The sequence below is a fragment of the Siminovitchia sp. FSL H7-0308 genome (genome assembly GCF_037980985.1).
Lineage (GTDB): Bacteria > Bacillota > Bacilli > Bacillales > Bacillaceae_C > Siminovitchia > Siminovitchia thermophila.
Genome location: NZ_CP150282.1, coordinates 2,275,389 through 2,287,308, shown reverse-complemented (window position 1 = coordinate 2,287,308; position 11,920 = coordinate 2,275,389). Strand labels below are relative to the sequence as shown.

The following is an 11,920-nucleotide window of genomic DNA, read 5'->3' as shown; positions in this document are numbered from 1 at the left end:
TGGTATCATTGGCATGAAAGAGAAGCAAGCATGGTGCTTGCTTCTTATAACCCCACAGATTCTTTAATGATTTTATATTTTTTATGGTTGACGACCGTTTTTTCTTCCAGTTCAAGTTCACGGTAGTTTTTCATATACGTTAAATCAACAATGACCGAGTTGTCATTAATTTTTTCCACAATTCCTTGAAGGCCTCCCCTGAATTCAATCAAGTCTCCGACTTTGGCAATTTTCATTGGCTTCCCCCTTATGTTTTTTTACATAGTTTGCACTATATTTTATGAAAGTGCAAATATGACACAATGCTACTTTTTTAAATCATGTTTTTACGCGAATATGTACAGTAAAACGGAAAACGAAACAACTGTCAATTATCCAATAGAAGGAATTAGGAATTTTAAAAAATTGTAATATAATTGAAACAAAAAAATCTTCAAAAGAAGGAGTATAAAGTAAAAAATGTGGTATAGAATAATAACCATGACTGATCTTGCTTTTTAGTAGTCATGTCAATCTCATTTTTCCCCCTATTTTGTCGGAAGGCCGCAATTGCCTTCCGGTTTTTTTGTTTATTTTTCGGATTAAAATAGATATAATTTTTATAATTGTTAAAATAATATGCCGGATGCGGAAAAGGCGGCAACCGATTCTTTTTTCATTATACTTAAGGATAGGAGGTGAATGGATCAAAAAGCGGTTAAGCGCTTGTTGAACATTATTATTTAACGAGGGGTGAAGAGACATGGATCTCGGCTTAGCGGGGAAAAGAGTGCTCGTTATGGCAGCAAGCAAAGGGCTTGGCAGGGCAATAGCGGAGCAATTTGTCTTAGAGGGTGCGAAAGTAATGCTTGCCAGCCGTAATGAAGAAAGACTCAAAACTGTAGTTTCAAAGTTAAATAGGTTAAAGGAAGGATCTGCCGGATATACCGTTTGCGATATCTTGAAGCCGTCCGATATTCAGCAGGCAGTCCAATATACGGCTGAGAAGTTCGGCGGCATCGATATTTTGGTGAATAATGCAGGTGGTCCTCCGGCGGGCGGGTTTGAGGACATGACGGATGAAGATTGGGCCTATTCATTCCAGCTTAATTTATTATCTTATATTAGGACGATTAGGGAAGCACTCCCTTACTTAAAGAGACAGGGTGGGAGAATTGTGAATATCGCCTCGTCCTCCATTAAGGAACCTATTCCAGGATTGATTTTATCCAATACATTCAGGCTTGGGATTGTCGGGCTCTCCAAAACATTGTCTCAAGAGCTTGCGCCTTATCATATTTTGGTCAATACGGTGGGGCCGGGCAGAATCGCAACGGAAAGAGTGAAGGAGCTTGATCGTGCCCAGGCAGATAGGGAAGGGGTTCACGTTGATATTATTGAAGAAAGAGCGAAAAGGAGCATACCACTTGGCAGGGACGGGAAACCGGAAGAATTTGCGAAAGTTGTCGTATTTCTCGCATCAGACGGAAATACATATATGACTGGAAATACTTTTATCGTTGACGGCGGCAAGTTAAGATCCATATAAAAAGAAAGGCGGTTTTTACAATGGATGCAGTGATCGGCTTTATTGGAATCGGTGTCATGGGAAAATCAATGGTGCGGAATTTGCAAAAACATGGTTACCGTGTTCTTATTCATACACGCACGAAAGAAAAAGCTGAAGATTTGATCAGGGAAGGGACCGAATGGAAAGTAAGCCCCAAAGAGGTGGCAAGTGATGCAAATGTCATTATAACGATGGTCGGTTATCCGCATGATGTGGAGCATGTTTATTTTGGTGATGACGGGATTTTTAATGGGGCTTCCAAAGGAAAAATAGTGGTCGATATGACGACTTCAACACCGACACTTGCCAAAAAGATTGCTCAAGAGGCGCAAAGACGCGGTATTGGAGCGCTCGATGCGCCCGTATCAGGCGGTGATATCGGGGCGAAAAACGGAACGCTTTCCATTATGGCAGGCGGGTCAAAAGAGACTTTCGAACAGCTTAAGCCGATTTTGGAAATCCTTGGAAACAATATTGTTTATCAAGGCGAGGCCGGGGCGGGCCAGCATACGAAGATGTGCAACCAAATTGCCATTGCATCGAACATGATTGGCGTCATGGAAGCGCTCATTTATGCAAGAAAAGCAGGGCTAGATCCGGAGAAAATGCTCCAATCGATCAGCACGGGCGCGGCCGGAAGCTGGTCGATGTCCAACCTGCTTCCCAGGGTTTTAAAAGAAGATTATTCGCCTGGGTTTTTTGTTAAGCACTTTATCAAAGATATGGGCATCGCTCTTGAGGAAGCAGATAAAATGGATTTGAAGCTTCCGGGATTGGAATTGGCCAAACAAATGTATGAAGCTATTGCGAAAAAAGGAGAAGAAGAAAGCGGAACACAGGCATTGATTAAGTATTGGAAGTAAATACCCCATCAAACAATGATGTGCTCCCAATGAGTAGACAGGCGACAAGCTCACTCATTGGGGGTTTTCCTTTTACAAGCCCCCAAAGAAGTCATGCTTCACATCATTCACGGAGTTTTCAGAACCTGCATGCGGCGCTTCCATGTATAAATGAAGCATTTTCATAGGGATCTCGGATTTCAAAATGCATTATTTGAGTGTGTAACGAATGGTTAGTGAAGCAGAGAGGATGTCGCGTATTGGCGATGTCTTGACAGCGACATGAAAGCCACTTCGAGTATGGTAAAATGCAAGAAGTACGATCCATTGGAAGGATGAAACAAGTCATTGACTTTTATGACATGAACGGTATCAAAAAGATTAAACGGCTTTGCCCCAAGCCGCTTAACATATTTTTACGATTTCGCTGTCTCCTTGAAGGAGGCAGCTCTTCCCGTAAAGGCTGTATCTTTTTCAGACAGCCTGCACAGACGGTCTTAGCCTATTAAAAAAAGCTGTCGCCCAATTTTTTAAATGTAGGCTTCTTTCTTTCTGGACGATGGGGGTTTTGTTTGGTTTCTTTAAGACCTGTATATTCTTGTAAAAGCTTCTTTGCTGTATTAAGCGGCATTCGGGTTTTAGGATTGCGGGAATGTTGATCAAGATGGCCTAAATGGGGTAAACGTTGAAAATCCTCTTTAGTGGGCGGTATGTGAAAGGTGTAATCACCGCATTTTACCAAAACATCTGATTGCTGTTGGCTGAATCTCGGATTTCTTGAAAAATGCAGTCCTGTCTTTGTCGCTTTTTTTTCTTGAATCATTTTGTCAATAGCCGTTTTTTTCAGTTTATATAAAAATTTGGGGTTAATGGCGGTTTTCGCATGTCTGTTGACGGTAAAAATGGCTTGTGAAAGGTTTTCAATCGTCGGCGGCAATGGGTGCGTCTTATTGGAATCCAGGTCCACAGAAAGTTCCCCTTTCTTGAGATTGATTGAATTTGACATTATTATAACATTTTATAGATCTGTTGGAAAGATACCACTGGCTTCGGAGTGGTCAGTTTTGGCGCGCTATATCTGAATAATGGCAGACTGGAGGATTTTTTTCTTGATCCGTTCGTTCGGTACGAAACTTCGGTACATTGTTCCAGCAGTTTTCCGAAAAAACTTCACGTCTATTTTAAAAAGAGTGGCGATTTTATGTTATGTTATAAAGATTCACCCAGTTTGATTATTTCTTTGACCACAAACATTTCATTCATTGATTTTATTAAAAAGAATTTACACTTGAAAACACAAGGCTTCAAGTGTATATTTACTTTGTCAGACCAAACATTCGTATGATGGGATACTTTATATAACATTGGCTGGGAAGAACGATGGAAGGGGATTAAAATGTTAAAAAACAACACTTATGAAGCTCTTTTCCTGCCGACAAAATCAGGAGTCATTAAAATATATATTTACGGTTTTAAACCGTATGGCTCATGGGGACAAGTGTTTACGAGCATGAATACGGTATCGGTGAATGTCAAAGGCTATAACCGCAAGAAAACAATTATCCGCTCACTTGAAAAATTGAATGAATCCTTATTAAATATGAAAGAAGATGAATGATGCAGGCTGACAGCCTGCTTTTTTCACTTTTTATTGTCAGTGAGCCTTTCGCAAAATGCCGGTGACTGGCTTCGGATTTTATTTCCCTGCAAAATCAAGGTTTTTTTACCCCTGGAAAATAAAGGAGTGGCAAATTTAGCACAAGCAAGAAAAACAGTTTGCAATGTGAAAGGTGCTTCTTTTATAATTAGTGTGTCTCCCAAAGAAAGGGGTTTTAAACATGTCACAATTAATGGGCATTATTCAAAGATTGCAATCCATGCAAAATATGACGGACTACGATGACTTTCCGCAAAGACAGTTTGAAGTAAACGGAAAGGTTATTTGCCAAGTAAAATTTTTTCCCGACAAAAAAACGTTTGAAGTTGAAGAGTACGACAAACACAAAAATAAGCGAGTGTACCAGTTTGATGATATTGATGCTGCGGCTATCGAGATTTTTGACATCGTCCAGGAAGTGAAAAATCTCTCTTAAATAAAGCTGCTTGCGGGATGTGAAAGTGCTTTTTTGCTATGGCATATTGGTTTCCCTTTTCTTAATTTATGGTAAAATGAAGTAAGAAAGATTTTAAAGAGATGAGGGAGTTTACAATGCTTTCCTTAAAAAGTCATGCGTTTACAAACCCAAAGATAAGCGACTATATCATACCATCTGAGAAAGTAGCCCACGTTCAAGTTGGCAATAACCTGGAACACGCTTTGCTCGTATTGACAAAAAGTGGTTATTCCGCGATTCCGGTCCTTGATGCCCGTTTTAAATTACACGGATTAATCAGTTCCGCCATCATTACGGAATCCATTCTTGGATTGGAACGAATTGAGTTTGAAAAGCTTAGTGATAAGAAAGTGGAAGATGTTATGGCGGTAAACATCCCGATCGTCTTGTTGAAGGATCCATTTGAAAAAGCGGTTGATTTGCTCATCGACCATCCTTTTTTGTGTGTACTGGATGATGAGGGGTATTTTGAAGGCATTTTTACAAGAAGAGCCCTTTTAAAAGAATTAAAAATGCAGCTTTAAACATAAACATCAAGGGAGGCTCCCTCATTCGGGAGCCCATTTTTTATGGTTTGTTTTTGAAAAATTCAAAAGGGTCATTTTTTCTTTTCCCTGCAATGGGGGTCTTCTGTTCATAATACGGTTCTAAAAGGAATGGGGAAACCAATTGGGATTTCGGGAGGGGCGTTTGTGGAAGATACTATTCAAAATACAGAAAAAAAAGAAACAAAGAGAAAATATGTGCTGGTTGCCGTTATGCTTGCCATGTTTGTCGGAGCGGTCGAGGCCACTATCGTCGCCACCGCCATGCCGGCCATTGTGGGGGAGTTGGGCGGTTTTTCACATTATAGCTGGGTATTTTCAGCCTATTTGTTAATGAATACCATTACTGTCCTGATCTACGGCAAGCTGGCCGATTTATTTGGAAGAAAACCGGTTATCACTTTCGGGATCGGCATATTCCTTCTTGGGTCGCTCCTTTGCGGGGTTGCCGCCTCCATGGGACAACTGATTCTTTTTCGGCTGCTTCAAGGGATCGGCGCCGGCGCAGTCATGCCCATCGCGACAACGATCGTCGGTGATATATATTCGCCAGAAGAACGTCCGAAGATTCAAGGTTATTTATCGAGCGTTTGGGGGATTTCAGCCGTTATGGGTCCGGCAGTAGGCGGCCTGTTGGTTGAATTTCTCAGTTGGAGATGGGTGTTTTGGGTGAGCATCCCCCTCGGTCTGCTCGCCATGGTGGGTTTTTGGCTCTTTCTTCATGAAAATATGGAGAAGAAGAAGCCTCAGATTGATTATGCCGGAGCCGGCCTGTTAACGGTCGTTATTGCCTCGCTCATGATTATTCTTGTCGAAGGGGGAGTGCGATTTTCTTGGACCTCCCCCCAAATCATCGGCTTATCTGTAATTGCTGTTGCGGCATTTCTGTTCTTTATCGTCCAGGAACAAAAAACAGCCGAACCGATGGTTCCATTTGAAATATGGAAAATCCGGCCGCTCTTCATTGCCAATGTAGTTTCGTTTACAACGGGATTGATGCTTATTGGAATATCCAGCTTTTTGCCTGCCTATGTACAAGGTGTCATGGAAGAAAGTGCAACTGTCGCGGGCTTTACATTAACGGCCATGTCCATTGGTTGGCCGATTGCCTCGACTGTTGCGGGGAAATTGATGTTAAAGATCGGCTATCGGAATACATCTTTTATCGGCGGGATATTTTTGGTCGTTGGCGGTTTGTTGTTTGTAGCCATTGTTCCTGCTGCCGGCCCTGGTGGCGCGGCCTTGTCTTCTTTTTGTTTTGGCGTTGGGATGGGTATGACATCAACGTCATTTATCGTACTGATCCAAAGTGCCGTGAGCTGGAAACAGCGGGGAATCACGACAGCAACGAACATGTTCATGAGAAACTTGGGAAATACTGTGGGAGCGGCTTTGCTTGGCGGAATATTAAATGGTCAAATACTCCGCTATTTTTCTGAGCGAGGTGGAAAGGTGGGGGAGGAGCTTACACTGGATTCCACGAACAAGCTGTTGACGGAGGAGCAAAGAAGTGAATTGCTTCCTGCCGTCAAAGCGCTTTTGCAAGACGGATTATCCCATTCGCTCCATTCTGTCTATGTAGCAGTTTTGATTTTTGGCATCATAAGTCTTATTTTAATATTCTTTTTGCCTAAAAAGAAAAATTGGCAAGTTGATTCGTCATCATCATAATGAAGAGGGAATGCTATGTCTTTAACTGATTTAAAATTGTTAACGGTTTTGGCCAAAGAAATGAATATGCGAAAAGCGGCGGAAAAGCTGTTCGTCTCGCAGCCTGCATTATCCCAGCGTCTACAAAATATTGAGAAACAATGGGGGACAAAGCTGTTTATCAGATCACAAAAAGGCTTAATGCTTACACCTTCCGGTGAAAAGGTCGTTCAATTTGCAAGCGAAACACTGGAGAAGCAGGAAAGGGTATATGAAGAGATTCGGGCATTGGAAACGCATGTACACGGAACATTGAAAATTGCCTGCGCTTCGATTGTCGGTCAAAATTGGCTGCCGAAAGTATTAAAACAATTTGTCACTCAATATCCACATGTGAGAATATCTCTCATTACAGGATGGAGCAGTGAAATATTGAAAGCTTTATACGAAGGCGAGGTTCATATAGGGATCACTCGGGGGACAACCGATTGGAAGGGCACGAAATACCCGTTGTTCAAGGATAGTCTATATCTTGTTGACCGTGAAATTCAAAAGATTGAACAAGTCATTGAAACGGACAGGCCTTTCATCCAATTTAAAAGTGACTCCAATTATTATCAGGAGATTCAGGATTGGTGGCACCGTCAGTTTCAAACTTTTCCCAAAAGGTCTATTGTCGTGGATCAGATCGAAACGTGCAAGCAAATGACGTATAACGGAATCGGTTACGCTATTTTACCGGCCATTACGATTAATGAAACTGAAAATAATATATACAAAATTCCCCTTTTGGATGAACGGGGGACCCCGATCAGAAGAGATACATGGCTCTTGGGGTATGATTCGGCATTTGAATTGCGACAGGTACAGGCTTTCCTTGATGTAGTAAGGGATTATAGTAAAGATCAGCCTGTTATGTAGTTGTTTTAATAAAGGCATTTTATTTTAACAAATTACTGAAGCGTGCTACACTTATCTTAAATAAGGAATAAATTCCCCTTTTTGGGGTATAACTTAAAAAGTGTGAACGAAATTCTAAACAGTAATTAGTTTTTAATTACATTTATTATAATTTATGTTGACTTGTGTCGAAATTTAGCCTATAATGTCAAATGTAATCAAGTTTTATATGAGAAAATGTATTTCATTTTCTCAATTAATAATAATTATAACAACGGAGGGATTTTTGTGGCAGAACGTATGGTAGGTAAGCAAGCTCCTCGATTTGAAATGGATGCTGTTATGCCCAACAAAGAGTTTGGCAAGGTAAGTTTGGAAGAGAACATGAAAAATGACAAGTGGACAGTGCTTTTCTTCTATCCAATGGACTTCACATTTGTTTGTCCGACTGAGATTACAGCTCTTTCCGACCGTTATGATGAGTTCGAAGATTTGGATGCAGAAGTGATTGGGGTTTCTACGGACACGATTCATACACACTTGGCTTGGATTAACACAGACCGTAAAGACAATGGATTGGGTCAATTGAAATATCCGCTTGCGGCTGACACAAACCACGCCGTATCCCGGGAGTATGGCGTTTTAATTGAAGAAGAAGGAATCGCCCTTCGTGGCCTTTTCATCATCAACCCTGAAGGGGAAATGATGTACTCTGTTGTAAACCACAACAATATCGGCCGTGATGTTGATGAAACGCTTCGCGTACTTCAAGCGTTGCAAACAGGTGGCCTTTGCCCTGCCAACTGGAGACCAGGACAAGAAACATTGAATGTTTAATTTTAAATAAACCTTTTTGAGGACAGGCACCCATTGTGTCTGTCCTTCCCATATCGAAAACTATTTTACGAGAAAAGAGGGATAGCGAATGAAATTACGTGAGCCCATGCCTGAACTGAACGGTGCTGTAGATTGGCTGAATGGCCAGGTTACAAAAGAGGAGCTTGTAGGCGAAAAGCCCACCCTTATTCATTTCTGGTCGATCAGCTGCCATTTGTGCAAAGAGGCAATGCCGCAAGTGAATGAATTCCGCGATAAGTATCAGGATAAATTAAATGTTGTGGCCGTACATATGCCGCGTTCAGAGGACGATCTTGATTTAAATGAAATCAAGAAGGTGGCTGCTGACCATGATATTACCCAGCCGATCTTCGTGGATAGTGAAATGAAATTAGCCGATGCTTTCGAAAACCAATATGTTCCCGCCTATTATGTATTTGATAAAGATGGCAAGTTGCGCCATTTCCAAGCCGGGGGCGGCGGAATGAAGATGCTTGAGAAAAGAGTTAACCGTGTTCTTGGAGAAATGGAAAAGCAACAATAAAACCCATAACGATAAATTGTGACGATAAAGCCGCGTGAAATCATCTTTTTATATTGGTGGTTACCCCTAAAAGCTAGAGTTTTTATTATGCAGCTGATTGGCTGGATTGAGTTCGGTATTGGACCGGACTTAGTCCAGTCAATTTTTCTGGCTCTATACTAAATGTTGGGGTTTCCACATAATTTGCACATAAAAATATACACGCAAACATCCAATTCTTTTATACTTGAATTGCCTAGAAACAAGAAAAGATTGGAGTTGCGTGCAAGTGAATTTTACCATAAAAATCCCCGGCCTTGAAGATGTATGGATCACAAAAGTGGAGAAAATGGAAGATCGTATTGCGCTTCATGTAGAAATGGCTGTCAAGGTACATAAGTGTCCCAGCTGTGGGGAAAGGACTAAGAAAATTCATGATTACCGGATCCAAAAGATCAAACATTTAAAGTGGTTTGAACGGTTGACGTACCTCTTCTACAAAAAGCGCCGCTATGCCTGTTCGTGCGGGAAGAGATTTGCGGAGGACAATCCTTTTGTTCATCGATATCAACGGCTTTCTATCGAGTGGAATCAGGCAGTATCCGTTCGGATCGTGCAAGCGAAGACATTTAAGGAAACTGCCCAGCAGTTTGGTGTCTCCGTATCAACTGTCATGCGCAGGTTTGATCGTTTGGCCGTAAAGGAAATGACAGAGGTTCAAGAACTGCCCAGGGTGATCGCCATCGATGAGTACAAGGGAGATACAAAGGAAGGAAAATATCAATTGATTATTGCTGACGGGGAGACAAAGGAACCGATTGATATCTTGCCAAACCGAAAAAAGAAGACCATCAAGGATTATCTCCAAAAACATGGAACCAATGTGGAAGTGGTCATTATGGATATGAGCCCTTCTTTTAAAGCAGCTGTCCGAAAGGCGTTGGGGAAGCCAGTTATTGTAGCAGATCGTTTTCATTTTTGCCGTTATATTTATTGGGCTCTTGACGGGGTCAGAAGAAGAATCCAGTCTGATTGGAATGATTATGATCGGAAGAAATGTAAAAGGATGCGCTATGTGTTTTACAAAGACAGTGCAAAGCTGACCGAAGAGGATCGCTGGTATTTGGACAGGTACCTTGGGATGGACGAAGAGCTTCGCAGGGCTTACGAGTTGAAAGAGTCCTACTGCTGTTGGTTTAAGCAAGCCAAGGAAAATGGACAGGCTAAGATCCAAGAAACCAAGCAAGGATTAATGGATTTTTATAGGAAGGTAGAACAAGAGGGCATCCCTGAATTTGTGAAGGCTATCCGTACATTCAAGAACTGGCAGACAGAGGTACTAAACAGCTTTTTATTTGATTACTCAAATGGTTTTTTGGAGGGAATTAATAACCTGACGAAAGTCATGAAGAGGAACGCCTTTGGATTTAGGAACTTCCTAAGGGCAAGGGCAAGAATACTTCTTTTACATAAGTATAAAAAAATTGGAAGTCATGTTGGGTAGGTGAGATTCCATCTCACTTCACCCCAACATTTGACATAGAACCATTTTTCTTTGGATCGTTCATTGTTATACCAGTAGATATAGTCTTCTTTTCTCCTCTATAACTCCTCATAGCTTACTAATTTTTCCCCATAATACATTTCTTGCTTTAAAATGCCAAAGAAATTCTCCATCGAGGCGTTGTCTGCGCAGGCTGCTTTACGTGACATGCTTTGGAATACATTATTTTTCTTTAATGTTTTAACCCATTGTTTGTGTTGGTAATGCCACCCTTGATCCGAGTGGACGGTAGTACGGTAGGTTGCGTGATTCTTTATGATCTCAATTGTTTCGTCTAAAGGTTCCATGACAAGATCCAATGTTGGACGTTTCTTAATTCCAAACGAAATAATTTCTCCATTATAAAGGTCAAGAATAGGGTTTAAATACAACTTCTCTTCGCCTAGACATTTGAATTCTGTAATGTCAATTACTAATTTTTGAAGAGGAATAGATGTGTTAAAACGGCGGGATAGAAGGTTTTTCGCTACCTTTCCAGCCCATCCCTTATAGGAGTTGTATTTCCGAGATTTCCGCATAAATTTAACACATTTCAGACTTAATTCCCGCATAAGCCGATACACTTTCTTATGATTAACGCAATGTCCTAATTTCTTTAATTCTTTTGTGATTCGTTTATAACCATAGCGTTCATGGAATTGCTTAAATAGGTGTCTAATGAGTTCTTTTATTTCTGCATCCGCATCTTCTTTACCGAAGTTTTTTACATGATAGTGATAGGTTGCTTCAGGAATACCCACAACAAGGAGAATATGTTTTAATCGGAATCCTTCTTCTTTAAGTTCGAATGCCACCTTTGCCTGTGCTTTTCGTGGAAGGCATTCGGATTCTCCCGAAAAGCTCGCAACTTTTTTAGATACGCATTTTCTAGCCTTAGTAGTTCATTCTCACGTTCCAGCTCTTCTTCACGTGTTAACTTTATTTCTTCCTTTTTCTTTGGTTTATTGGGTTTCTTGGACATAGAAGACTCCCCCTTTGGTTTCAGGCCTTCTACACCTTGTTCCTTAAATTCTTTCATCCAGCGTCTAATTAAGGAAGGGTTGTTCAACTTAAATTGAACAGCAGTTTCTAAATAAGAAGCACCTGTCTTTAACACAAATTGTATCGTATCTAATTTAAATTGGACAGGATACATTTCCCTAGTTTGCTTTCTTTTTAACCCATCCATTCCCTGAGATTTATACACTTTCACCCATTCAACTATTGGTGTTTCACTACCCATATTATATTTTTTTGCCAATGATTTATATCCTAGGTTGCCATATAAATACTCGGTGACAAGCTTTATTTTAAATTCTTCATTATATTTAGCCATAAAAACACCCCCGAAAATTAGATTTTCTACTCTAACTTTCGGGGGTAAGTACCACTTGATTTCACGCGGTTTATCCATTTT

14 protein-coding genes are annotated in these 11,920 nt (G+C 40.8%); 10 read left to right on the top strand and 4 right to left on the bottom strand.

Translation table 11 applies throughout. The annotated features are described in order from the left end of the window. Positions 1–44 precede the first annotated feature (44 nt). Positions 45–236 (bottom strand): DUF2187 family protein, encoded by a 192-nt coding sequence (locus MHB50_RS10895; protein ID WP_077109374.1) that lies wholly within the window; start codon positions 234–236, stop codon positions 45–47. 506 nt (positions 237–742) lie between these two features. Between MHB50_RS10895 and MHB50_RS10890 the strand changes: the two genes are divergently transcribed. Beyond that, positions 743–1,528 carry an SDR family oxidoreductase gene (locus MHB50_RS10890; RefSeq protein ID WP_077109376.1) on the top strand — a complete coding sequence of 262 codons (786 nt, stop codon included), beginning with the start codon at positions 743–745 and terminating at the stop codon, positions 1,526–1,528. Between the two features lie 20 nt (positions 1,529–1,548). After that, the gene (locus MHB50_RS10885; RefSeq protein ID WP_077109377.1) at positions 1,549–2,412 is read left to right on the top strand and encodes an NAD(P)-dependent oxidoreductase; all 864 of its coding nucleotides are present in this window, start codon (positions 1,549–1,551) and stop codon (positions 2,410–2,412) included. Positions 2,413–2,896: 484 nt separating this feature from the next. On the opposite strand, the gene MHB50_RS10880 is transcribed toward MHB50_RS10885, so the two are convergent. Then, positions 2,897–3,352 (bottom strand): YkyB family protein, encoded by a 456-nt coding sequence (locus MHB50_RS10880; RefSeq protein ID WP_236017157.1) that lies wholly within the window; start codon positions 3,350–3,352, stop codon positions 2,897–2,899. A 435-nt stretch (positions 3,353–3,787) separates the two neighbouring features. On the opposite strand from MHB50_RS10880, the gene MHB50_RS10875 reads away from it, so the two are divergent. The 8 genes from MHB50_RS10875 to MHB50_RS10840 all read left to right on the top strand — a co-directional run bounded on the left by MHB50_RS10875 (position 3,788) and on the right by MHB50_RS10840 (position 10,464). Beyond that, positions 3,788–4,009 (top strand): hypothetical protein, encoded by a 222-nt coding sequence (locus MHB50_RS10875; protein WP_077109379.1) that lies wholly within the window; start codon positions 3,788–3,790, stop codon positions 4,007–4,009. A gap of 220 nt (positions 4,010–4,229) precedes the next feature. Then, complete coding sequence (locus MHB50_RS10870) at positions 4,230–4,484, top strand: YkuJ family protein (protein WP_205180102.1); 255 nt, start codon at positions 4,230–4,232, stop codon at positions 4,482–4,484. Positions 4,485–4,600: 116 nt separating this feature from the next. Next, positions 4,601–5,029: a cyclic-di-AMP-binding protein CbpB gene (cbpB, locus tag MHB50_RS10865; protein ID WP_077109381.1), complete on the top strand. Its 429-nt coding sequence runs from the start codon at positions 4,601–4,603 to the stop codon at positions 5,027–5,029. A 234-nt stretch (positions 5,030–5,263) separates the two neighbouring features. Continuing rightward, positions 5,264–6,721 carry an MDR family MFS transporter gene (locus tag MHB50_RS10860; RefSeq protein WP_236017158.1) on the top strand — a complete coding sequence of 486 codons (1,458 nt, stop codon included), beginning with the start codon at positions 5,264–5,266 and terminating at the stop codon, positions 6,719–6,721. 15 nt (positions 6,722–6,736) lie between these two features. Next, positions 6,737–7,621: a LysR family transcriptional regulator gene (locus MHB50_RS10855; RefSeq protein WP_205180104.1), complete on the top strand. Its 885-nt coding sequence runs from the start codon at positions 6,737–6,739 to the stop codon at positions 7,619–7,621. 267 nt (positions 7,622–7,888) lie between these two features. After that, positions 7,889–8,437 carry a peroxiredoxin gene (locus tag MHB50_RS10850; protein ID WP_077109383.1) on the top strand — a complete coding sequence of 183 codons (549 nt, stop codon included), beginning with the start codon at positions 7,889–7,891 and terminating at the stop codon, positions 8,435–8,437. A gap of 88 nt (positions 8,438–8,525) precedes the next feature. Then, positions 8,526–8,981, top strand: coding sequence for a TlpA disulfide reductase family protein (locus MHB50_RS10845; protein WP_077109384.1), 456 nt, complete (start codon positions 8,526–8,528; stop codon positions 8,979–8,981). 328 nt (positions 8,982–9,309) lie between these two features. Further along, entirely contained in the window at positions 9,310–10,464 is a 1,155-nt protein-coding gene (locus tag MHB50_RS10840) for an ISL3 family transposase (protein WP_253191846.1), read from the top strand. A 98-nt stretch (positions 10,465–10,562) separates the two neighbouring features. Here MHB50_RS10840 and MHB50_RS10835 read toward each other — a convergent pair whose 3' ends face one another. Both MHB50_RS10835 and MHB50_RS10830 read right to left on the bottom strand, forming a co-directional pair. After that, a complete protein-coding gene (locus MHB50_RS10835) occupies positions 10,563–11,318 on the bottom strand; it encodes an IS3 family transposase (protein ID WP_340085265.1) in 756 nt (251 codons plus the stop codon). After that, positions 11,282–11,839 (bottom strand): helix-turn-helix domain-containing protein, encoded by a 558-nt coding sequence (locus tag MHB50_RS10830; protein WP_205180282.1) that lies wholly within the window; start codon positions 11,837–11,839, stop codon positions 11,282–11,284. Before MHB50_RS10830 ends, MHB50_RS10835 begins: the two co-directional genes overlap by 37 nt. Between the last annotated feature and the right edge of the window lie 81 nt (positions 11,840–11,920).